A 23,734-nucleotide genomic window follows, 5' to 3' on the forward strand; every position below is an offset into this window, starting at 1 on the left:
TGGCGATCGCTGACTAGAGTGTGACACTTCATAATTCTTAGTAATCGCTAAAAGTCTTACTATACAAGGGCTAGAGCAACTTTTGATTTCAACGACCAGGGTGCGGAATGTGGGATAAATGATTATCGCAATGCTAACAGCAAATTTTTCCTTTGTCAACACAGAATTCCCTATTTGTCAACAGATCACTGAAAAATTGTCAACAGATCACTGAAAAGAGTTTCTCCCCACTTCCCCACTTCCCTAGATCTGATTCATTCTCCGAATCTAATTCTTTGTTTTGTTACCTTTAATCGCTTATGAGGTAAGCAAAGCACGACGTTTTGACAAATTTTCAGCTATTTAGGGTTTGCGGCAAAAAGTAGGGGCGAAGCATTCGGATAGAAAATCTCCGGTTTCACCGATAGGTTATGCCCGAATGCTTCGCCCCTACAGGACGCGATCGCCGCTCAAGTGGCGAGAAAAAGCCAGATCAGCAGTCTCGATTACCTTTAATAGCTGTTCGATGCGGTTTTCCGTTGGGGGGGCCAAACAGGGAAAAACGGCTAAACCGGGGATTTGATTGGCCACCTCGGTGACAGCCACATCAAGAGTGACTAGGGGTAAATTAGCGAGGGTTTGCGACTCGCTCAAGGTTTGCAGATAAGAGTATAAATCTTCTGCGATCGAACTATCGATTAAGATAGCGTCCACCTCCCAGACACCAGCTAAAAGTTCCGCCTGTTCGCAACTATCGGCCTCAATAAAACGATAATTCTCCCGAACTAATTGATTATTCCAAATCCAGCTAAAGGAAGATAAATCGGAGAAATTGGGGGCATAATGGCCGTGTAAACGCAGCAGAGTCGGAGCAGTGCGCCGTTTGCGGCTAGGAATGGGGGAAACGGTCAGATTCAGGCAAGCTTGCAGAGCTGCCGAGGTGATCGGCGGAACCAGAAAACTATCGGCCCCTTGCTGTTGACTGCGGTTGCGCTCGGAATCGGCGGCGGTGACAATAACTTTTATATCTTTGGTTTGGGGATGGGATTTGAGCAGCGTTAACACATCCCAACCGGACAACAGGGGTAGATTGGGATTGAGAAAAACACAACGGGGTTTTAACTGCCTGGCTTTTTCGATCGCCTCAGTGCCGCTACGAGCGATAATCGCTTTTAATCCCAATTCACTCAAGCGATCGACAAACTGTTCGATCACTTGGGGATTAGCTTCCACCACTAACACCAGACGCTGGGGAGTGGCGGACTCCTGCTCGGCAGCTTGGGGATCAACCGGCAGCAGTAAAGTGAATTGACTGCCTTCCCGGTCCTTGGAGACAAAGGATAGATCGCCACCGTGACAGCGCGCTAATTTTTGGCTGAGGACTAAACCTAAACCAGCACCCTCAAATTGACGGGTGAAAGGACTTTCTAGCTGTTGGAATTTCTGAAAAATCAGATGCTGGGATTCTTCCGGAATACCGATCCCCGTATCCCAGACGGTAAAAGCCAGCCAATTTTCCCAACGATTGACTTTAATGCCGAAATTACCGCCATCAATGGTGAATTTAACCGCATTATCTAACAAATTCACTAACATCTGTTGTAAACGGGCTTCATCGGCCAGGGCATAATCTAACCCTGATTCAATGTCAAGACGATAGCTGCCGGGGAGATCGAGACGTTGGGGATACTTATCGACGATGATATCGTACACCCGTTGACAGAGGCGATCGATTTTGACTCTAGTGAAAGTTAATTTTAGTTGTCCTGTCTCCAGGCGGGTTAAATCGAGGAGATCATTGACCAGAGCCATCAACTGGCGACCGCTGCGATAGATTAAATCGGCATATTTGGACTGTCGGGGGTTAAGTTCACCGATTTTTTCTTCCCGCAGCAGATTGGAGAGACCGATCACGGCGGTGAGGGGCGATTTAAACTCATGGCTGACACAGGCGAGAAATTCATCCTTAAGACGATTTAAATGGACTAAATCGGCATTTTTAACCGCTAATTCCTGACAATATTGCTGTTGTTCCGTGATATCGGTGGCCAACAGTAACCACAGTCCCGAAGTTTTCTCGAGCAAGGGATAATTATCCGCCCAATTTAACGGCACGGACAACAGTCGCCAAGTCTTGGCTAAACCCGATGTCACCGTTTCTAGACGCTGGGGAAACAGGGGGGGGGTGGGGGATGGGAGGGTTAAGGGGTCATTAACCAAAGCAAAGGGAAAGTTATCGATATTAGCGGGGAAAGCCGCCCCGATTTGTTGACACCAAGCCTGATTTTGGTATAAAATTCCCGCTTCTGGACTGTAGAGCAGCAGCGGCAGCGGTAATTGTTCCAGAAATTCCAGAGGACGATCGCTGCGGGGGAGGGAATTGCGATCGCTGATGCGGGGCTGCGGGGGAGGATCATCGAGAATCGAGTACCCGAGACAAAATTGGAGAAGTTTGCCCGTGTCTAAGCGTCCTAACAGTTTGCCCTGAGCATCCACTAAAATGGGGACGAAGGCGAGCGCTTCTCCCGTCAGGGTTGCCAGAAACTCACTTACGGCCATGCGAGCGTTAAGAGGGATAATCGGACGCAGCCAACCGCTCAGATCCAGGCAGCTGGAGGAGGGGTTTCTGGTTTCGGGGTGCTGTTGTTGATAGAGGAGGTAAGCAATCAGGGTTTGACTCTCAATCAGTCCTAGGGGACAATACCGCTCATCCACCACCACGATCGCTTCTGGATTGCCCGTATTAATTAAATCGCAAAGACTTGCCCGGTCAATAATTAATTCACAGGCAGTGACGGATTGATGAAAGTGATGGAGGCTGAGGGTAACGCTAGGCATGGGGATAATTGGGTGGGCGGTGGCGGTAACTTTAGGGCATAATTAGGGTTTGCGGCAAAAAGTTTTTCGGTGGGGGCAGGGTGTAGGGTGTAGGGTGTAGGGTTTTACCGATTTTCAGGTGGTCAATTACCTAATTTTCAGGGCAAAAGTCCCTGAATTTTCCCCCTGATCACTCCCATCCCCGGCACTTTGGGATTTCAAAAAGGTCTAAAAGTCTTATCCAACAAGGTTTTTAGATTTATTCAGCCAGCCCTAATTAACAAACTGATGGCCAAACTATTAGTAGTCCTAGAACTTGAATCTACCTTGATTATGACGCTTGCTCATCTAGAGGACCGCTCCATTGATTACAATTAACTACAATACCCACTGCCAAAAAGCAAAGTTAACTTTAACTTCCCCGAGCTGATGGCGAGGGGGTTGTCTTCTCAACAGAGAAAGCCTAACCTATAGTTTGTTATTTTCTATCTACCTTGCGGGTGAGAAAACGTTGCCTCCGAGACTGACTATTTATGCTTTTGTCCCAACGGACCCACCCTTGACGGGAGTGAGTTCACCTCCGGGGCTGGTTAATTCTTTGACGGCTTTATTGGCTAATGAACGCTATCATCTAACCCTAGGGTCGTCTTCTAGCGAATTACTGGCTAATATCGAGGCACAAAAGGAAAAAATCGATTGTTTGCTGGTGGTCTTTCATCCTTCCCTACAGCCGACTTTTAATCAACTCTACGAAGGGGGTATTTTACTGCCAGTAGTGATCATTGTCGCTGACAAGAACATCGCTCCTGAGATGAATGACTCTCCCACCTATCTCTATCATAGTGCCGAATTACAAATCACCGTCAAGGAATTAGACAGCATCACCTCGGTCATCGACCAAGCGATCGCTCGATTTCTCCATTTAGCTCCTAATTGCTCTTTTTCCGAGCGTACTACGATTGTTAACCAACCGAATCCCGTGGCCAATAATCACAGTTTTCTCCTCCTACAACAGCGCCGTTTAGCAGAAAAATTAAAAGAAAGACTCGGCTATTTAGGTGTTTACTACAAACGCAACCCGCAGCTATTCTATCGCAATCTTGCCCCAGAGGAAAAAAACGAATTACTGCGGGAATTAAGAAGAGATTATCGGGAGATTATTTTAAATTACTTCCAACAGGATTATCCGATTAATCAAGCGATCGATGAGTTGGTTAATAATGTCTTTTTTACCGATCTCTCAGTGTCGCAAATTCTGGAAATTCACATGGAGTTAATGGATGAATTTTCCCAACAGTTAAAATTAGAAGGCAGAAGTGAGGAAATTCTCCTAGATTATCGTCTCGCTCTCATTGATATCCTTGCTCACTTGGGGGAAATGTATCGTCGTTCCATACCTCGCGAGGATATCCCTGATGATTTATCTCAAATGTCGGGGTGAAGACCCGAAGCACTTAGTGCGACGGGATGAAACCAAGCGCCAATATAAAACAGCACTTCCACAGGCTCAGTGACACGAAGCACGATTAAAAATAAGTGTCCAGTATCCTGAAAAAATCTCGAATAACTTCTTCTTTTAAGGGTCTTGACCTACTCAGGCCAAATAGCTACTATATGAGTATAGCGGATAGGGTAATCAACCGCTCTAAAAACCCCTGTAGTCTAACCACTACGCTATCTGCACCTTGACAATCAAAGATATAGGGTTCTACTCAATAGTTCTAGTTTCTCACCTGTGAGTAGGTAAAATCTTTGCAGGAACTAGACAAAGCAGTATTTGAAGCTAACGTTTCAATTCAAGCAAACTTTGTAGAAATACAACTATCGTAGGGCATACGAAAAGTAACGCTTAGGGAGAGAACCACCTCTGGGTTGGATAACGCAAGGCATCTAATTTAAGTGGACTCGTTGAACTAAGAATCCCTCGCTTGAGTGCGATGGGAGTGTCAATATTGGGAATAGATTAAAATATCCCAGAAAAATAGCGATGAACTCGTATCCCAAGCCCTTTTGATTCTAACCTATGAGCGTCTTTAAAAAAACCTATGTTTTAAAACTGTACGTCGCCGGGAATACCCCCAACTCCGTGCGAGCCTTGAAAACCCTGAAAAATATCCTAGAAGAGGAATTTCAGGGAGTGTATGCGCTCAAGGTGATTGACGTGCTGAAAAACCCGCAACTAGCGGAGGAAGACAAGATTCTCGCCACTCCTACCCTCGCGAAAGTCCTCCCTCCCCCGGTGCGGAAAATTATCGGTGATTTGTCCGATCGAGAGAAGGTTCTGATCGGTTTAGACTTACTGTACGAGGAAATTCGTGAACGAGAAAATGATAGCTAGGCCTTCGGCAATAGGTGATTAGACGGGTTATATTTATTGAAGGAGAAATGATCGGGGCGTAATCTAGTACGTCTCTGGGAAAGTCAAGAGTCAAGGGACATCAAGATGGTATAAAGTATCTAGTCAGGCCTGATATGTTTCTGTGGAAAAATTAGATAAAAATCCTACTCTTTAAATATTCGCTGGATAAATAATGACTCAATCTAACTCTAATAGCCAACCAAATCCACCGATTAAACCGAAAGGTGTTCGCAAAATTAGAACCCTGATTGAAGGTTTTGATGAGATCACTCACGGTGGTTTACCCATGGGGCGAACCACCTTAGTGAGTGGCACTTCTGGCACGGGAAAAACCCTGCTTGCCGTTCAATTTCTCTACCACGGTATCAAGTATTTTGACTATCCGGGCCTGTTTGTTACTTTTGAAGAATCTCCCACCGATATTATCCAAAATGCCTATAGTTTTGGTTGGGATTTAGAAGAATTAATTGACCAGGGTAAGTTATTTATTCTCGATGCTTCTCCAGATCCGGAAGGTCAAGAGGTGGTGGGTAGTTTTGATCTTTCGGCCCTGATCGAGCGCATTCAATACGCAATTACCAAATATAAAGCCAAACTGGTATCAATTGACTCTGTAACTGCTGTTTTTCAGCAGTACGAAGCGGTGTCAGTGGTGCGGCGAGAAATTTTTCGGCTCGTGGCCCGGTTAAAATTATTAGGAGTGACTTCAATTATGACCACGGAACGTATCGAAGAATACGGAGCGGTGGCGCGTTTTGGTGTAGAGGAATTTGTCTCTGATAATGTGGTAATTATGCGGAACGTGCTAGAGGGAGAAAGACGACGCAGAACCGCAGAAATCCTCAAATTACGGGGAACAACCCACATGAAGGGGGAATATCCCTTTACTATCACCAATGATGGCATTAATATCTTCCCCCTCGGTGCCATGCGTTTAACTCAGCGCTCCTCTAATGTCCGCATTTCTTCGGGAGTAAAAACCCTCGATGATATGTGTGGAGGCGGTTTTTTCAAGGATTCGATTATTTTGGCTACAGGAGCAACCGGTACGGGTAAAACTCTCTTAGTCAGTAAATTTCTGGAAGAAGGCTGTAGGCGCGGTGAGCGGGCGATTTTGTTCGCTTATGAAGAATCTCGCGCCCAATTGTCCCGAAATGCTTCTTCTTGGGGGATCGATTTTGAGGAGATGGAACGCAAGGGATTATTAAAATTATTGTGTTCTTACCCCGAATCGGCGGGATTAGAAGACCATTTACAGATGATTAAGTCGGAAATCTCGGAATTTAAACCCTCTCGTATTGCTATTGATTCTCTATCGGCACTCGCGCGGGGGGTGACAAATAATGCTTTTCGGCAATTTGTGATCGGGGTGACAGGATACGCCAAACAGGAGGAAATTACGGGATTTTTCACCAATACCACCGACCAATTCATGGGAGCGCACTCGATTACCGAATCCCATATTTCTACGATTACCGACACGATTTTAATGTTGCAGTATGTGGAAATTCGCGGCGAAATGTCGCGAGCGATTAACGTCTTTAAGATGCGCGGTTCTTGGCACGATAAAGGGATTCGTGAATATACTATCAGTCAGGATGGGGCGGATATCAAGGATTCTTTCCGCAATTACGAGCGGATTATTAGTGGTTCCCCGACTAAAATTAGCGTCGATGAAAAGAGTGAATTATCGCGGATTGTTCGCAATGTGCGCGAAAAATTACAGGATGAATAATCGGGGGTTGACTGATGGAGATTATTTTGAAGGGCGATCGGGTAAAGTTGGTCTTAGGGAAAATAACCACCAGATCAACAAACCTAATAAAATCCAGAGAATATCTTTAACCCGGCGAATTACAGAAATCGCTAAACCTAATTCTAGACTACCGGTTAAAGAAGCACCCAGCAGCACTAAAGAACCTTCTAAAGTACCGATATTAGCGGGAATAAAAAAGGTTCCAGCGCGCACCAATTGGGCAACGGAATCAAATAACCAAGCATCGGCAAAAGTGATCGGATGTTGGAGAAGTTGCATTAAAACATAGATTTCTAAAACTCCGAGGGGCCAATTGAGAAAACCGACGATCAAGCCATTTCTAAATAGTGGCAGATTCCGGTAAAATTCCCCTAAACGATCATCGACACTGCGAAGATTTTCTAAAGGTTTAGCTAGGCGATCGCCTAAAAAAGAATGACCTAATCGATTAACTATTCGGGAGGATAAACGGAATCGCTGAATCAAGAAAAATATCAGGATACAACTGGAGAATATAGCAAGACTTAATCCGGTAAAAGTTTTAAAAGAATTAGAAAATTTTGGGGAAGCTAGGAGCAGAAAAAAACCGATAATTGCAAAGAAGACAAGGGAAGCAGTATTTAATGTCTTGGTCAGAATAATCGAGGCACTGGTTTCTTTATAGCTAATCTGATAGTGAGTTTTCAACATCACTGCTTTAAAACCTTCTCCTCCCAAAGAAGCGAAGGGAGTCACGCGATTAAAGGCGGCCCCTACCATGTAAATTAATAATAGGCGAATTGTCCATCGAGGTTGGATAGGAATGCTTTTAAAAGTTAGTTGCCAAGTAAAAACATCGGTGAGAAATTCTAGGAAATAAAAAATAATTACTAATGTCATTCCCCACCAACCGACTAGGGTGATTTGTTGCCACACTTCTTGCAGATTTGTTTGACGTAAAATTATCCCTAGTAAAACAAAACCTAAACCCAGAAAGATAAATTTAAGATATTTCATAAGTAGTCGTGCCAAATTAATTTCTTGGTTAGGATAGGCAATAGGCAATAGGCAATAGGCAAGAAGTAGTTAGATAGGTGTAATTAATTTTGCTTAGGTACTTACTAAATCCTGTTTAAAAGGTCTAGGAGAGCGGGAAGTGGGGTAGTGGAGAAGTGGGGAGATGGGGAATTATGAATTATAACTGATAACTGATAACTGATAACTAAAAATAGTTCCAACGTTGAATAAATGGTAGCCAATGGGATTCGACTAACTCGATCGCTTTTGCATCTGGGGGATAATTATTTTTTTTATATCCTTGCAGACTGCTGATATATTTCTCAAAGCGAGGCATAGCTATTTTTAAGTCAGGAAGTTGCAGTTGATCGTAGATTTTTTCGATTTGTTCTAGGGGGGTTTTTTCTAAATCTTCAAAACGAATTTCTACAAAACTATCGGCGGGTAAATCGGCACTATCTCGCAGGAGAGAATTAAGCATTGGGGGATAACTTTTCAGAATTACCTGCTCGATTTCATCCGTGGATAAATTATCGTAGGATTGTAGTGCTAGTTCCGGTAGGATGCGGGTAAAAAAGTGACGGGTTGAGGGAAAAACTAGATAGGGATTGCGGTAGATATGAATAAATTTAGCATCGGGCCAGATAGCTCGCAATTTGGCAATGTGTGCCGTATAAACGGGGTTTTTGATTAGTAATTGTTTGCCTTTTTGATGTATGGAAACTTTTTTTAATAGATGAGTATGCCAACGCTGCCAATTGGCGATTTCTTTCTCGCTGCAGCCCTGAAAAAAAACCCCTCGCTGGAAATGATACTGAAAACGTTGGGGAAAGTATAAACCATGGTAGTAGGAAAGGGGGATCATGCTGGCCAGGGCGATCGAATCTTCCTGGGGTGAATCGGGAGTAACGGCGACGTTATCCACATGGCGATCGCTCGGTAGGGCTAATTCTAGCAGCGGTTGAAATAAGCGGACGATACCGAGGATATCCCAGGGTAATCCCACCGCTAGGGGCGAAATATAGCCAAAATGCTCCGATTGACCGAGTAAATTGTGCAGATGGGTCGTGCCGCTGCGCCAATAGCCGACAATAAAAATGGGTGCTTTTACCTGTACGCCGCGCTCATAAAACCCTGTCATCAAAATTCGTTCTAGGGTAGAAAAAGGCAGTCGCGCTAGGGTAACTGCCAGCGCCAGGGTTGCTGGGGCCAAATTGGGGCGATCGATGCCGCCATTGGTCAAAAATAAACGAAGGAGAGTGCTAAGGTTACTACCGCAGAGGGGATGAAACAAACTGGACATATTAACTATTTTTGGGCGGTTTTTTGGCGGATAGCTTGGCTGGCCAAGGTTTTGCCGAATTCCCAAGCGGCTCCGGGGAAGCGGTGAGCATCGGCCACCACATCTTTAACGGCGGTGACAAGCCAACGGCAATCCTCATCGGAGAGGGTGAGGGGGGGGATAAACTTGATGATATTCATGCCGTGGCCGGAAACCTGCGAGAGAATTTGATGGCGGGTAAAGAGGGGAACGACGATTAACTGGGAAAATAGCCCTTTATTGGCGGTTTCTAGCATTTTCCAGGCGGCTTTTAGGGACCAACTGCTCGGCTCGGCAAATTCCAAGGCGATCATCATACCCAATCCCCGCACTTCCTGCAAACATTCGTACTGATCTACGAGCGGCTGTAGTTCTGCGATAATTTGTTGACCGATTACGGCCGATCGCTCGACTAATTTTTCCTCTTCAATCACCTGTAAAGTGGCAATACCGGCGGCCATGGCCAGATTATTTTTACCAAAAGTGCTACCGTGCACCACAGAACGATCCATGCGATCAAATACTCGATCGAAGATCCAGCGACGACAGAGAACCGCTCCCACTGGCACAAAACCGCCCGAAAGAGCCTTGGCAACACATAAAATGTCCGGTTCTACCCCCCAATGTTCCACTGCCCAAATTTTGCCAGTCCGGCCCAAACCAGTCTGCACTTCATCGGCCACAAAAAGAGTGCCGTAACGACGACAAAGGGCAGCCGCCGCGGGGATATAGTTCGGTTCGGGAATTCTCACCCCGTGACCTTGGATCGGTTCGGTAATAAAAGCCGCTACTTCTTTGTTAATCAGAGCTTTTTCGAGCGCAGCCAGATCGCCGAAGGGTATTTCCTTAAAATCGGCCACAAACGGCCCAAATCCCTGGCGATAATGGGGATCGCCGGTGGCGGAAAGGGAACCCATGGTTAACCCGTGGTAGCCCCCCTGACAGTAAACAATTTGGCTGCGTCCAGTGGCGTAGCGGCTGAATTTAATGGCGGCCTCGACGGTTTCCGTGCCGGAATTAGCAAAGAAAACTCGTTCTAATCCGGGAGGTGCGATCGCTACTAACCGTTCCGCCAGCAATCCCGCTAGGATGGAAGCATCCAATTGGACTAAATTGGGCAATGCTGCCGTCAATACCTCTTGTAAAGCTTGCACGATCTTGGGGTGATTGCGTCCGAGGGCAAAAACACCAAAACCACTCAGTAAGTCCAGATACTTTTCCCCCTGATTGTCGAATAGGTATGCACCTTGGGCTTTAACGTAGTGGCGATCGTAGCCGATCGTTTTTAGTACCCTGACCATCTGGGGGTTTAGGTATTGTTCGTGGAGGGCAAAGTTTTCTTCTAGTCTTTTTTCTATCAGTTCTAAAATGCTCATAAATTCCAGATTTGATTACTGAAAAACTATTTTTCAAACACCTCAAAACCGATTATGTCCATAGCACATTATCATTATTTTTTTGGTTATTTAATATTATAAATTATTCAATATATTTTGTCAAGTATTTAAGAACTTATCTAGGATAATTAAACTAATTAGCTCTTGTGGGCTAAAGGTTAAAGCGACTTTTAGATAATTTATTAGTCAGTTTTTATATGGTAGAGGCGCATCGCGTGCGCCCAAAATGTAATATCAGTAAACAGTAAAAAGTGAACTGATAACTGATAACTGACAGCTATAAAAAAACCGACCAACAAGAGAGAATTCCTGTCAGTCAGTCGGTGATGATAGGCCGAATTTTAGTCAGCTTTATTTCTTAGCGGGGGCAGCCTTAACGAGTTCCAATTCACTTTCAGCGAAGTTATTGGTATTCAGTCCACCGGCGCTACCACTAAAACCGTGGTAGTTAACAGTGTTAAAACGGACGATAACGGGATAGAGGATACCACTTTTGTCAACACTGGCTACGGTTCCTACATCGTTGTACCAGTAAGACTCTTTACGTTTGATTCTAACTTCGGCTCCGCGTTCGATTCCAGGCATAGCTGTTGTTTTTTTTTTAGGGTTTAGTTAACAGGTTACAATCAGAGCGAGTTTGCCGAAAGGGTTTTTACTTTAAGTTTTATTGCAAATCTTGCCACTCTGTTTGGACAAAATGCCCCGAACGTCCCCATAGGTCTGCCTTTGGTGCAATGTTAACGATTGTTAAGTTAAAAGGAATGGCCGTAGTCAGGTATTTTTGGGCCGACATTCCCACATCTGGTCCGATTTGAAAAGCGGCGGCGGTGGCTAAACCTAAGCCTAATAACTGAGAAATCAGACCTCTGGGTAAGAGAAGATGAGTTCCTAAGACTAAGCCGGCGGTTAAGGCTAAAGTTACCGATAAATTGGTGCCACAACGCGGATGTAATGCCAATTGCCCCTCGCCATTTTTGAGACGATGGAGCGCCTGTTTGGCCGCAATTTTCAGTTCATTTGTATTAACCTGTCCGTAGAGATAAAAACCCCTATCGGTGGAGAGTCCCCCCAGGGCCTCGTTATCCGCTGGGGAATGGTCAAAAGGCGATTGACGACGGGCAGCCATTTCGCTTAATACCCAGACGGTAGCGTGTTCCAAGGCGTGAACCTGTCGCAGGGTGAGAAATTCTTTGAAACCGGGGATAAAGCCGATTTGTGCCAGTAAATCGCTGTCTTGCTGGGGCGAGGGGTTAAACCAGTCAAAAGAGGGGTTAGAAGGGCTACTAGAGGTCATAAAGTTGCAGTAGGGAGAGTTTTTTTGAGGAATATGAGGGTGCTATAGAGTTGCAAGGCGGTGTCCCAGTAGGTGTCTTTAATGGGGACTGACCATGGTGATTTTGGCAAAAAAGGGAAAATCTGACCATAGGAGAACTACTGCCAGTTGTTGCTTTAGGTAAGGTTTGCTGAATAAATCTAAAAACCTTGTTGGATAAGACTTCTAGACTTTTTTGAAATCCAAAAGTGCCGGGCATGGGAGTGAGCAGGGGGAAAATTCCGGGACTTTTTCCCTGAAAATTGGGTAATTGACCACCTGAAAACCGGTAAAACCCTACACCCTACACCCTACACCCCACACCCTGCCCCCACGAAAAACTTTTTCAGCAAACCCTAGTTAAGAAGCGAAATGATTCCAGTTATCTCGATTGCTAGTCTTGGTCATAAAAACTGTAGTCAATTAGCTGTCTAAATAGGCGTTAATGATAGCGAGAGCCACTAAGGGAGCGGTAATTGTTCTCAAAATGCGTTTTCCCAATGATACAGGCAGAAAATCAGCAGCGAGCGCTTGTTCTATTTCTGCCTCCGTCCATCCCCCTTCCGGTCCGATGGCAATGGTTATCTCGGTTGATGTTTGCAATTGAGAAAGTAGCGGGTCCACTGTTCTACGGGTAACACCAATATAACAAGTTGTCCCTGGGCTAACTCCCCGGTTAAGGATGGCTAAAAATGGTTGTGGTTCTTCGATAATAGGAATAATCTGTCTTTCTGATTGTTCTACAGCTTCCCGGGCAATTTTTCGCCAACGGTCAATTTTTTGAGGACTAGGATTAACTAAACCCCGTTCTGTCAGCAGCGGGATAATCCGATAAACTCCTAATTCGGTGGCAGCGCGAACGATATCATCAAAGCCATTTTTGGGAATTGCTACCATTAAATTCACTTGTACTGGTAGTTCGGTGGTTTCGTTTATCGCTTCTAAAAGATGGGCCGAATTATCAATTATTTCTGCTAACCACGCTTGTCCTTGTCCATTTAGGGCAATAAAATGGTCATGGGATTTTAAACGAACAACTTTTTTAAGATAATGACTTTGTTCGGGTGTTAAGGCAATTAACCCGTTTTCTAGGGTATTAAAATCAAGAAGAAGACGATAATACAAGGCGGTTTAGTCTATATTACTATTGTGTTCAGAATCACTGTCAGCTATCTATTTTAGCTTTTATGGTGTTTTTGTATAAGGTTGAGAGTAGATCAGCTTATAAGCTAAGAAGCATTTAAAGCGCTTATTCTTAAGATTAGCCGAATCTCCCCCAATCCCTTTACTGTTGCCTCTTGCCTCTTGCCTCTTGCCTCGTCTCAACAAGCAATTTAAATGCTTAACAGCTTAGCAGTTATCTTAATGGTGAAGTACGAAGTTTTCCTTTTGGGTAGTCAGTCGTCAATACCAAATTAGGTTATACTTTATGTTTATGACAAAGGCTATAACTTACTATGGCCTTACCTACTCAGATATGTTATAAAATTTATCCTCATCAAGGTATCTCTTGGCAAATAAGAATTAAGACTTGACAATCTCCACTCCCTAACCCCTAACCCCCAGAAAATCCATGGACATAACTGCTAAAATTAAAGAACTGGCACAAAAATATGAGATACCTCCCCAACTGCTCAAGGAAGCCATGGCTTTAGAAGTAGAAAAAATTACTCTAAAAAATCGGCAGCTATCACCTAAAATTGTCAAACTTATCGAAAAATATACCGACTCCTCACAATCATAAATTTTATGGCTCTCTTGCATGATTTATTTTTTGTAAGTAGGGAGGCACAATTATTTGTAGGATGGGTTAGCGGTAGCGTAACATGAGCGGACGTTGGGTTTCATGCTTCAACCCAACCTACGTTCTACGTTCATCTTATATTTAATTCCACCCACCCACTTAGTTTAAAAACGACAAAAATAAATATTAAGTTGCATAAAATCTCTAAATAAACCATTTAATTGATTATTATTCATTCTTAATTCTCCTGATTACTGACCACTGGCTACTGACTCCTAACCAACCACAAAATTTTTGATTTTTACAAGAATTATTATGACTTTGAGACTGAAACAAATTCGCTTAACTAATTGGAAATGTTACCCTAGTCAAAATATTACTTTTAACCTGCATCCCGACAGAAAAATTCAGATTATATTCGGTAATAATGGCCACGGTAAAACTTCTTTGATGACAGGGATTTTATGGGGTCTCTATGGGGGAGATATTGTATCTAAAGAGACTCTGAAAACCTATTTTTATCGAGGTGAGGGGGATTCTTCATCAGCAGAAGAAAAAGAAATGCGGGTAGAATTAAATTTTACTAGAAACGAGAAAAATTACTTTATCAGTCGCACAGCGAAATTAAAAGTTAATGGTAGCAGTTCCTATCCCAGCGTAGAGGAAGCATTATTTTATGAAGATGGAACCATGAGAAGTAACTCTAGGGAATATATCGAAGCATTGCTTCCTAAATCTATTCGAGATTTTTTCTGTTTTGATGGCTCAAAAATCGAACAATATACCCAGATAACTCAAACTAAAGAAGCAAAAGAAGCAATTGAAAAAGTTTTGGGTATCCCGGAATTAAGAAATCTGCGTGATGATACAGAAAAAGCCTTGCAAGAATTAGAAAACCGTTTAAATAAAGCAAAGGGAACCAGTCAAACTTTTAAAGATAAGCTGCAACAATTACGAGAATTAGAAGAAGAAATTGATCTTAAAAAAGGTCAGCTTAAAAATGCCAAAGATAGCGAAAAAGATGCTATAATTATCTACCAAGACGCTCAAGAAAAAGCCGCTCAGATTGAAAGTTTACGAGAAAAATTAGAGGAAATTCATAACTTAGAGAAAAAGCGTATCGGTTTACAAACTCAGTTAGATAACCTGCAAAAGTCTATCGATTCTTGGTTAAAAAAAGCTTCGATACCTTTGCTGATTAACTTTGTGCAGGAAATGGTTGATGATTTGCAAGTTACTAGCTTAAAAAGCACTTATAAAACTAATTCTACAGCAATTTTACAAGCAATACTTGACGATAAAAGCTGTCTATGTGGTCGTTGTTTAGATCAAAATTCTCGTGACTTTATCCTTCAACAAATTGCCGAACTAGAGTCCTTAGAAGTGGACAACGTCACCAGAATAGAAAAAGAGCAAATTAGAATTGATTTACAGGGAATTATCCGAGATAATGCCAAATTTAGCAATTATAGTCAATTGCTTTTACAAAGAGATCTTTTAGAAGAAGAAATCGAAGAAATTAATCAACATATTAAACAGCTAAAACAGGAAACCACGGGAATAAATCAAGAATCAGCTAATGATATTTGGCGAAAAGTTGGCGAATCTGGTAAAAATGTTGAGACGATACAAGAAAAGATCGAACGCTTGCAAAAGGACATTGAAATCAAAGAAAAGCAATTAGAAAATTTACGCAAAGAAGTGGAAATTTTAGCTAGGGAAAATCAAACCACATTGATGTTATCTAATCAGGTTAAAATGGCCAGAGGTTTAAAAAATGCCACTAACGAATTAATCGAATGGCATATCGATAATTCCCAAAAAATGATTAATCAAGTAACCAGTGATCGCTATTTACAAGTAACCAACAAACCAGAGGAATATAGAGGAGTAGAAATCACTCCCGAATACACTTTAGGAATCCGTACCATCACGGGAAAATTATTAAATCCCGATGTTTTAAGTGCGGGAGAAAAGGAAGCTTTAGCTTTTGCTTTTATCACCGGTTTAAATCAAATAACTGATACTTGTGTTCCCCTAATTATGGATACACCTTTTGGACATTTAGACGAAGAACATCAAAAAAATATTATTAACTCTCTCCCTAATTTAAACTCCCAAGTAATTATTTTAGCCACGGATCGCGATCTTCCCGATCCACTTTTAAATCTCTTGCTTCCCCACAGTACTGATATTTTAAAAATACACCGTTTGGCTGCCGATGAAGATGCTTCCGTGATTGAAGTGATGGAGAGTTACTAATGCAGAGAATCGATCCCAGTTTGAAGATTTATGCCTCGGAAACTTCCAGAAATTATCTACAGGTACTAAAAGATAATAAAACCTTTGAGCGCATGGTAGATGCTTATTTATTCGCCGCTGCTTTTGCCATTAAACAAGACTTCAGTATCTACGGAACCACTCTGAGCAATCGACAGGATTTAATTACTATTAGCCAAATCGAGCCAGAAGTTATTTTAGCTTTAACCGCAGGAATTTATATTATCTGTAAAAAGAATTCCTATCCTCAACCTAGCGATGGCAAAGAAGTTTTAGATAAGATCTGTCAATACGCAGAAGTGGGATTAAGGGAATTAAAAGAACGCTGGCAAGGCAAAGTCAGCAATCAAATCCAAGCTGACATTGAGAGAATTATCAATAATCTCTAAAATTCTCCCTATCTAACTATCTTTTTTAGCGATAACGACAAATTAGATTCTTTCCACACTGCCAAAAAAGACGGGTTCCACGCGAATAGCAATGACACTAGCCGGACGTAAAACCATATATTCCCCTTGGATATTTCTGATCGGAACATTGATAAAATCCTGGGAATCGGCTTTCGGAACTAATTCGTTACTGTACCACTTTTGAAATTCTTGGATAGTCAAAAAACGGACTTCCTCGCGATGTCCACTGCTTAAGAACAAATGTACGGCGTACTCGTCAGCTTTTCTACTCATTTTTTTTAACTAATCAGATTGAATTTTTGTAATAAAGTTGCCATTAAAGGCGGAAAAGTGAGACGCAATTCGCTAGGATCCGAGAAAATTAATTTTTGGTAGCTTGGCAGGTCAAAAGCTAGTTTACCCTTTAATTCCGCTCGATTTTGATAGGTCAGCAGAATTTGTCCGCCCTGTTTACAAGCGATCGCATAACCTAATTCTACACCCACTAGGGGACTAGGCAGTAATTCCGTTTCCTTTTGGCTAATCGCCGTAGCATCGGCAATAAATAATAAACTTTTGCGAATTTTGCGTAGTTGACTATCGCTCAATCTGGTGACATTGCCCTCAGTTCGGGGCGTTTCTTCGATGGTTAAGGGCAAACGGGAGCGTTTATTGAGATTTTCGACGGTTTCGGTCAAAACTGTTTTTAAAGCGGTGCTAGAGTCCTTAAATTGGCTTTGGGAGCTAAAATAAATGACGGGATCCAACCAAGCGCTGAGGTCCTGTTTAGTAAAGTAAATTTCTTGGGAAATCAGGTCAATATTCGAGATGACGTAACCGCCACTACCTTCGAGGTAAAATTCCACCCTTTCCCCTTCTAGATAGCGTTGGAACCAGACAGAACCCTGTATCGTCAGACTATCATCGAGAAAATCGGCTCTTAAACCCGATTTTAAGAGACTATTGCGACTTAAGCGCAAGTCGTGGGGACGTTTGACAACCTCACGGATAGGTTCGTATTTGTCCAGATACCAAGCTTTCAGGGCAATGATGGCCATAGGTGTGGCGATTAAAGACACTCTCCCATTTTAGCAGTAAGCACCGATATCCTCTCCACATTCATCGGCTAGGTAAGAAAGAGCGCGAAATCTTAACATCATCAGGTTTTCGTAGAGGGGATTTAGCTTGCAAAGGGGCGGAATCTCTAGAATTGTCCGGCTAAATAGGGTAATTTTCCTAGCAAAGGGACATTGAGCCGGAATTAGACGACAAATCCGATGAGCCAGTGCAGGTGTATTAATCTCTAGGCGATCAATTCGTTGCCGCAGGGGTTGCCATAAATCCCATTTTGGTTGCGGTGACGGGTTTTTCCGATTGCCTTTCGACCAAGGGGCGATCCAATTAGACAAAATTATTTTATTTGTGGTATAATCCGATACATCAGCATCGACCATAGTCTTACCTTCTATTGATTGACTCATAAGGTTCTATCTGAGATTACGACAGGGCGAACAATCTTTCCCGAAAATCCTCTGGGACGTTCGGACATTTGACCGCTTTAACGATAACATCCCTGGGATAAAATTACTCGTTAAGACTGTCTATGAGCGAGCAGGGAGCAGGGAGAGGAAATTTGAACATTTGTACTAACTTTCTATCTTCGAGTTATCACCTGAAAGCTAATAGGCAACAGACGACAATAAGATAACGTCACCAGTGAGTTTAACTAGATTAATCTCTAAGCTTCACCCAAAGATATTGGCTCTGATTAGAGCTATTACTAGGTTAGCAAAAAGTCAGGTTTTTTCACGTCAGCATAGTACACTTTTTCTGGGTATAAAATATCACCCAGTTTTTGTCAAAGATACGCAATCGAAGGGGTGTAGGGTGTGGGGTGTGGGAATTATGAATTTTTCAGTGAACAGTAAACAGTGAACTGATAACTGATAACTGATAACTGATAACTGATTTACATTCTTTCCAAAACGGGGATTCCCAGGAGAGATAAGCCTAATTTTAGGGTTCTTGCCGTCAAATCACACAAAACTAAACGAGAGGTTTTAATCGGTTCTGCCGCTTTCAGAACGGGACAATTCTCATAGAAACGATTATACTTTTTACTGAGTTCGTAAAGATAATCACATAAACGATTGGGTAATAAATCCTCTTCCACGGCACTAATTACTTCCGGAAGTTGCAGTAATTGTTTAGCCAGAATTAATTCGCTTTCATCCTTGAGAATTAGCGATGAATTGGCACTTAAATCCTGAAAATTAATACCACCTTCGCGACTGATACTCTGGACTCTAGCGTAAGCGTACAGCATATAGGGGGCGGTGTTGCCTTGCAGATTGAGCATTTTGTCGTAACTGAAAACGTAGTTACTATGGCGATTTTGGCTGAGATCGGCGTATTTAACGGCACTTAATCCGACAGTTTCGGCAGTCTTAGCGATAAAATCGCCGGTTTCTTCTCTTTCCTCGCTTGCCAGTCTTTTTTCTAAGTCAGCCAGGGAACAGGCGATCGCTTGATCGAGTAATTCTTGTAATTTTACCGTCTCCCCGGAACGAGTTTTTAATTTTTTACCATCTTCCCCTAAAACTAATCCAAAAGCGACGTGAACCACTGCCACATTATCGGGTAAAAATCCCGCTTTTTTAGCCACCTGAAATACTTGGGCAAAATGGTTAGCTTGTCCAGCATCAGTAACATAAATTATTCTTTCGGCCTTATCTTCACGCACTCGATAACAAATTGCCGCTAAATCGGTGGTAGCGTAATTATAACCGCCGTCGGATTTCTTGACAATTAGGGGCAGAGGATACCCCTCTTTGTTGGTAAAACCATCGAGAAAGACGCATAAAGCACCGTTGTCTTCTGTTAGCAATTCCTGTTGATCTAATTCTCTGATTACTGCTTCCAGGTAGGGATTATAAAAAGATTCCCCCCTTTCGGTCAGTTTTATATCGAGAATATCATAGATTTTCTGAAATTCCCGTCGTGATTGTTGACAAAGTAACTGCCATGCTTGACGACTTTGAGGATCACCCGACTGTAATTTTACTACAGCTTGACGGGCAGTTTCTTTAAAGTTTTCGTCTTCATCAAAACGAATTTTGGCCTTTTTATAAAAGCTAACTAAATCCCCTAAATCTAGGGCATCTGCTTGGGTTAAAGCACTAGGATAAGCTTCTTGCAAATAGGTGATTAACATCCCGAATTGAGTCCCCCAATCCCCGACGTGATTAAGACGAATTACTTGATGATGACGAAATTCCAAAATCCGAGCAATACAATCACCAATTATAGTCGATCGCAAGTGACCGACGTGCATTTCTTTGGCAATATTGGGACTGGAAAAATCGACAATAATTTTTTGACTGGGGTTAGCAGCGGCAACTCCTAAACGGTTGTCAGTAATTAGGTCTTTTAATTGGGTTTCTAGATAACTGGGTTTAAGGGTAAGATTGATAAAACCGGGTCCAGCAATTTCGGGGGGTTGACAGAGATCATCTATCTCTAGATTTTTTAGTAAAGTTGTCGCCACTTCCCGGGGTTTTTGTTTTAATTCTTTGGCTAAAGAGAGGGAAATATTACATTGATAATCGCCAAAACGGGGGTTACTAGCGGCGACAATTAGGGGATCGGTAGCGGCGAAGTTTTCCCCAAAGGATTTAACTAGGGATTGGGAAAAACGCTCTTTTATTTGTTGGATAATGGCAGTCATAGAGAGAATTTAGCAATGAATGTTAGAAGTCTATGGGGAATTAGGAAATTTATCTTGCTCTCATCTTGAATAGAATTGAGCCGGACGGGGTATTATGTCCATTTTCTTGGTACATTATAAGCATCAAATTTAGTATCTTTACTAATTAGAATTAGCGATCTGTTTAGAGATTGAGCAATTAGCATTATATCAAATGGATCACGGTGATGCAAGGGTAAAGTACAAATTTTTAGAGTATCAGAAAATGATATAGACAGTAAGGTTATATCTGATGCTTCTAGTTTAGTTTCAATGGTTTCATAACTTTTTTGTAGGGCTAACTTACCTAAATTTAACTTAATCGCAATTTCCCAGAGACTAACAATACTGACATAAACTTCAGGAGCAAAATCTATTTCCTCCCGAAGATTATTAGGCAAGTTAGAATCGTTTTCAGTTAACCAGATGAAAGTATGGGTGTCCAGAAGAAAAGATGTCATCACATATATTCCTGAAAATCTTCCAAAGACTCATCAAAATCATCGGACAAAGGTAAGGTAAATGTACCTTGTAAAATTCCTGAACGACGTTTCCTAAGAGAAGGTTTCTCTATAATAACATCTGATTGATAATTGGCCATCAAATATTCAGCATAGTGAAGCAACTCTATTTTTAAAAACTCTGGCATTGCTTCGACAGTTTCTAAGATTTTTGTGTCTATATTCATAGGTTTGGGATACTTAATTTGAGCTAATTCTTACTAATTACTTATTCCTTAACCAATAAAACCACGGCATAAACTGCGATACCTTCTTCTCGTCCCACCGGTCCTAATTGTTCGTTAGTAGTGGCTTTGATTCCCACCTGTTCTGGATTAATCTTGAGGGTTTCTGCTAACTTGGCTCGCATCGCATTAAGGTGGGGTTTCATTTTCGGTTTTTCGGCGATAATTACCGAATCAATATTATTAATCTGCCAACCTTTATCGATAATTAATTGATTAACTTGCTCTAATAATTTTAAACTATTCGCCCCTTGCCATTGTGGGTCTGTGGGGGGAAAATAATGACCGATATCGCCTAAACTAAGCGCCCCCAGCATGGCATCCATAATAGCGTGGGTTAAGACATCGGCATCACTGTGACCCAATAAACCGACAGTATGGGCAATTTCTACTCCTCCCAAAATTAAAGGTCTTCCTGTTACCAATCGGTGGATATCGTAGCCGTTACCAATACGAATATTCATAGAGCAGTCTCCTTGAAGTTATATTAATTATCTTATCGCAAAAGGGAACAGGAAACGGGGAAATATTTTTCCTCACTTGTCCTTATTAGCTAATTAGCTAGGAAGGATGAACTATTCTGCTGAAGTTTTTTGCAGTGCAATGAAAGCTTATACTAAATTGATTTTTGATAGTATCATTAACTGCCAATCCAACTTTAAAAACCCACTTGCCACTTGCCACTTCCCACTCTATACTTGTTAAATAAGATTTAGTATAACTCGATCGCTGTTAAAATTGCGGTAGAATCAGGAGAGGGTTGGGTTTCATGCTTCAAACCAACCTACGTTCTTTTTCAATAAGATTTATAGCGTTTTTCAGTCTGCTGAGGTACAAAAGTTATGGGTTTTAGGCACTCATGCAAAAGGGAAGAAAAATAGGTGTACCTTACTAGCTTAGGAAACGCTATAGTTAAACACCGAATTTTGAACAATTATGCAACAATTTATTCAACAGTTAAAAATCGATTTATCCTTGACAGTGATCTAGCAGTTTCATCATTTACTTTCCTAAATATCCTTAGCTAATCATCGCCAATAAACCTTGATAAAAAATCTGAAAACTAGGAGAACAATTATGAGCAGGAGTCATAAATTGAGAAATTTATCGGGCTGCTTTCACTTTTTCTAAACCTCCTCGATGATACCCAGCTTTTTGAAGTATCTTTTCTAAGTTTTCCCAAGTTCCGCCCGTAATTTCATCGGGTTTTCTGTATTTTGCTTGCTGTCCCACATTAGTAGAAACTTTGGGATAGGCTGAGACTATAGCCTGAATATCACCAAAAAACCAAGCTTCTAGTTCTTCTATAGCAATTCTATTTAACACCTGAAATGTTTTTTTATCTTCACTAATCGTTTTGGTGATCAGTCCTGTTTGTTGGGCAATATTTTCTAACTTTTCTTTGAGCATTTGACAATCTTCATTGTCTCTATCTACAAGAATAATGATTCGATAATCATCGGGTATCCAGCATTGATAGCCTTTTAATCGCTCCGGTAGTTTTTTGATTAAATCGGATTTACCTCGAAAGGCATGAATTTTATAGGTGACATTCTCAAATAATATTTTAGGTAAAATTTGATTTAAACATTCTTGGGTAGAAAATTCTTCAACTAAAAATTCAAGATGCACTTTTTTCCTCCTTTGCCATTAAATTTAAATGCTAGGATTCCCCACATCAAAATAGTCCTCCATCCATAATTGACCCAACAAAGCACCATTTTGAATAAATTCCTTAACTCCTTGCATTGCTGAAGTACGTTTAGCTTGAGTAAAACCATTTTCATCTCGATAAAGTACCCAAACCTCCTCTGGTTTCAAACCATCTACAAAAAAGGGAGAATGAGTTGTTACCATTAATTGTGTACTTGCGGTCGCTGCCCGACATTCTTCTGCTAATTCAGGTAATAAACGGGGATGAAGATGATTTTCTGGTTCTTCTATTCCCAGTAATTGCGGAGGGCTTGGATCATATAATATAGTTAAATAAGCCAACATTTTTAAAGTGCCATCGGAGGCAAATTTGGCAAGAATTGGATCTTGAAAAGGTGCGTCTTTAATTTGAAGTAAAAGCTGTCCATTCGGCATAATAGATGCTTCTACTTTTTCTAATCTAGGAATTCGACGAGAAAGGGTTTGTAAAATAGATTCTAATCGTTGAGGATGATCTTCTTTTAAATATTGAATAACATTAGGTAAATTGTCACCAGTTGGGGATAATCTTTCTTGCGCTCCTGCTTCTGGTTGAGTGCGAGTATTATCTGCGGTTAAGTAGGAAAGATACCAACTTGTGATAAAACGACGCAAAGCACTAACCCGGGGATGTTTGGCCAATTGTCCGAGGGTACTAACAGCTAAAAATTCTGGGGAGTCTAATCGTTCAGAGATTCGTTTATCTTTTGGTTTGGGATTTTCTCCACTAATCACTATTCCTCCCCCTTCTTTAAAGTCTAAAAAGCGATAAGGTTTGCCCTTCGCTCCTTGTCTCCACTGTAACCATTCTTCGGCAACATAAGGGCGATTGTTAGCTTCATTAATAGCCAAATGATAGGTAATTAAAGGTGATGCCAATTTTTCTCGATATTTTAATTCGATAATGATGTAACCTTCTTGTCCTCTGGTTCTTAATTCTTTAAATCTTCCCCGTCTGTCCCAAGCTTTTTTTAAACCAACAGTAAAACATTCAGAGAGGAAAGCAAAGACATCAAATATGGTAGATTTTCCGCTCCCATTAGGACCGAGAAAAACGGTTAAAGGAGTAATGCTTTTTAATTCTAAGTCCTGTAAAGCTCGGTAATTTTGCACGCGCAGATTTTCGATTCGAGGTATAGAGTTTTTAGACATTGATTGTTGCTCTCTGCTGCTTTTAGCTCGTCTTGTCCCAGATTAGCTGT

General features: G+C 41.8%; 22 protein-coding genes. 6 read left to right on the forward strand and 16 right to left on the reverse strand.

Annotated features, from left to right (window positions below; translation table 11 throughout):
* Window positions 1-429: 429 nt before the first annotated feature.
* A complete protein-coding gene (locus tag EWV68_RS03985) occupies window positions 430-2,817 on the reverse strand; it encodes an ATP-binding response regulator (protein ID WP_287168899.1) in 2,388 nt (795 codons plus the stop codon).
* 490 nt (window positions 2,818-3,307) lie between these two features.
* Here EWV68_RS03985 and EWV68_RS03995 point away from each other — a divergent pair, with 490 nt between their 5' ends.
* From EWV68_RS03995 to kaiC, 3 genes are all read left to right on the forward strand, one after another.
* Window positions 3,308-4,237: a circadian clock protein KaiA gene (locus EWV68_RS03995; RefSeq protein ID WP_287168900.1), complete on the forward strand. Its 930-nt coding sequence runs from the start codon at window positions 3,308-3,310 to the stop codon at window positions 4,235-4,237.
* Between the two features lie 582 nt (window positions 4,238-4,819).
* The gene (gene kaiB / locus EWV68_RS04000; protein ID WP_002733742.1) at window positions 4,820-5,134 is read left to right on the forward strand and encodes a circadian clock protein KaiB; all 315 of its coding nucleotides are present in this window, start codon (window positions 4,820-4,822) and stop codon (window positions 5,132-5,134) included.
* A gap of 193 nt (window positions 5,135-5,327) precedes the next feature.
* Window positions 5,328-6,890, forward strand: a complete 1,563-nt coding sequence (kaiC, locus tag EWV68_RS04005; protein WP_287168901.1) for a circadian clock protein KaiC — start codon at window positions 5,328-5,330, stop codon at window positions 6,888-6,890.
* 21 nt (window positions 6,891-6,911) lie between these two features.
* Here kaiC and EWV68_RS04010 read toward each other — a convergent pair whose 3' ends face one another.
* The 6 genes from EWV68_RS04010 to EWV68_RS04035 form a co-directional block, all read right to left on the reverse strand.
* Entirely contained in the window at window positions 6,912-7,907 is a 996-nt protein-coding gene (locus EWV68_RS04010) for a lysylphosphatidylglycerol synthase transmembrane domain-containing protein (RefSeq protein ID WP_287168902.1), read from the reverse strand.
* A gap of 205 nt (window positions 7,908-8,112) precedes the next feature.
* Window positions 8,113-9,210: a sulfotransferase family protein gene (locus EWV68_RS04015; RefSeq protein WP_287168903.1), complete on the reverse strand. Its 1,098-nt coding sequence runs from the start codon at window positions 9,208-9,210 to the stop codon at window positions 8,113-8,115.
* 5 nt (window positions 9,211-9,215) lie between these two features.
* Window positions 9,216-10,604 (reverse strand): aspartate aminotransferase family protein, encoded by a 1,389-nt coding sequence (locus EWV68_RS04020; protein ID WP_287168905.1) that lies wholly within the window; start codon window positions 10,602-10,604, stop codon window positions 9,216-9,218.
* Window positions 10,605-10,976: 372 nt separating this feature from the next.
* Entirely contained in the window at window positions 10,977-11,210 is a 234-nt protein-coding gene (locus EWV68_RS04025; protein ID WP_287168906.1) for a photosystem I reaction center subunit IV, read from the reverse strand.
* A 79-nt stretch (window positions 11,211-11,289) separates the two neighbouring features.
* Window positions 11,290-11,919 carry a DUF6391 domain-containing protein gene (locus EWV68_RS04030; protein WP_287168907.1) on the reverse strand — a complete coding sequence of 210 codons (630 nt, stop codon included), beginning with the start codon at window positions 11,917-11,919 and terminating at the stop codon, window positions 11,290-11,292.
* Between the two features lie 441 nt (window positions 11,920-12,360).
* Window positions 12,361-13,062 (reverse strand): 16S rRNA (uracil(1498)-N(3))-methyltransferase, encoded by a 702-nt coding sequence (locus EWV68_RS04035; RefSeq protein WP_125730373.1) that lies wholly within the window; start codon window positions 13,060-13,062, stop codon window positions 12,361-12,363.
* A 448-nt stretch (window positions 13,063-13,510) separates the two neighbouring features.
* On the opposite strand from EWV68_RS04035, the gene EWV68_RS04040 reads away from it, so the two are divergent.
* The 3 genes from EWV68_RS04040 (at window position 13,511) to EWV68_RS04050 (ending at window position 16,350) form a co-directional block, all read left to right on the forward strand.
* Window positions 13,511-13,681 (forward strand): hypothetical protein, encoded by a 171-nt coding sequence (locus EWV68_RS04040; RefSeq protein ID WP_287168908.1) that lies wholly within the window; start codon window positions 13,511-13,513, stop codon window positions 13,679-13,681.
* A gap of 315 nt (window positions 13,682-13,996) precedes the next feature.
* A complete protein-coding gene (locus tag EWV68_RS04045) occupies window positions 13,997-15,943 on the forward strand; it encodes an AAA family ATPase (RefSeq protein ID WP_287168909.1) in 1,947 nt (648 codons plus the stop codon).
* A complete protein-coding gene (locus EWV68_RS04050; RefSeq protein ID WP_008200854.1) occupies window positions 15,943-16,350 on the forward strand; it encodes a hypothetical protein in 408 nt (135 codons plus the stop codon). The genes EWV68_RS04045 and EWV68_RS04050 overlap by 1 nt, the downstream gene beginning before the upstream one ends.
* A 42-nt stretch (window positions 16,351-16,392) precedes the next feature.
* Here EWV68_RS04050 and EWV68_RS04055 read toward each other — a convergent pair whose 3' ends face one another.
* The 9 genes from EWV68_RS04055 to EWV68_RS04095 form a co-directional block, all read right to left on the reverse strand.
* Complete coding sequence (locus EWV68_RS04055; RefSeq protein WP_002760725.1) at window positions 16,393-16,644, reverse strand: hypothetical protein; 252 nt, start codon at window positions 16,642-16,644, stop codon at window positions 16,393-16,395.
* Between the two features lie 5 nt (window positions 16,645-16,649).
* A complete protein-coding gene (locus EWV68_RS04060; protein ID WP_045361266.1) occupies window positions 16,650-17,408 on the reverse strand; it encodes a hypothetical protein in 759 nt (252 codons plus the stop codon).
* Window positions 17,409-17,438: 30 nt separating this feature from the next.
* Window positions 17,439-17,831, reverse strand: a complete 393-nt coding sequence (locus EWV68_RS04065; protein WP_287168910.1) for a Mo-dependent nitrogenase C-terminal domain-containing protein — start codon at window positions 17,829-17,831, stop codon at window positions 17,439-17,441.
* Window positions 17,832-18,319: 488 nt separating this feature from the next.
* Window positions 18,320-20,077, reverse strand: coding sequence for an arginine--tRNA ligase (gene argS, locus EWV68_RS04070; protein ID WP_287168911.1), 1,758 nt, complete (start codon window positions 20,075-20,077; stop codon window positions 18,320-18,322).
* A 92-nt stretch (window positions 20,078-20,169) separates the two neighbouring features.
* The gene (locus tag EWV68_RS04075) at window positions 20,170-20,556 is read right to left on the reverse strand and encodes a type II toxin-antitoxin system VapC family toxin (RefSeq protein ID WP_287168927.1); all 387 of its coding nucleotides are present in this window, start codon (window positions 20,554-20,556) and stop codon (window positions 20,170-20,172) included.
* Window positions 20,556-20,783 (reverse strand): type II toxin-antitoxin system VapB family antitoxin, encoded by a 228-nt coding sequence (vapB, locus tag EWV68_RS04080; protein WP_287168912.1) that lies wholly within the window; start codon window positions 20,781-20,783, stop codon window positions 20,556-20,558. The genes EWV68_RS04075 and vapB overlap by 1 nt, the downstream gene beginning before the upstream one ends.
* A gap of 41 nt (window positions 20,784-20,824) precedes the next feature.
* Window positions 20,825-21,304: a 2-C-methyl-D-erythritol 2,4-cyclodiphosphate synthase gene (ispF, locus tag EWV68_RS04085; protein WP_287168913.1), complete on the reverse strand. Its 480-nt coding sequence runs from the start codon at window positions 21,302-21,304 to the stop codon at window positions 20,825-20,827.
* Between the two features lie 640 nt (window positions 21,305-21,944).
* A complete protein-coding gene (locus EWV68_RS04090) occupies window positions 21,945-22,472 on the reverse strand; it encodes a DUF4276 family protein (protein WP_002760738.1) in 528 nt (175 codons plus the stop codon).
* A gap of 24 nt (window positions 22,473-22,496) precedes the next feature.
* Window positions 22,497-23,684: an AAA family ATPase gene (locus EWV68_RS04095; protein ID WP_079208723.1), complete on the reverse strand. Its 1,188-nt coding sequence runs from the start codon at window positions 23,682-23,684 to the stop codon at window positions 22,497-22,499.
* Between the last annotated feature and the right edge of the window lie 50 nt (window positions 23,685-23,734).

This window comes from Microcystis sp. M_QC_C_20170808_M9Col (assembly GCF_007095495.1).
GTDB classification, from domain to species: domain Bacteria; phylum Cyanobacteriota; class Cyanobacteriia; order Cyanobacteriales; family Microcystaceae; genus Microcystis; species Microcystis aeruginosa.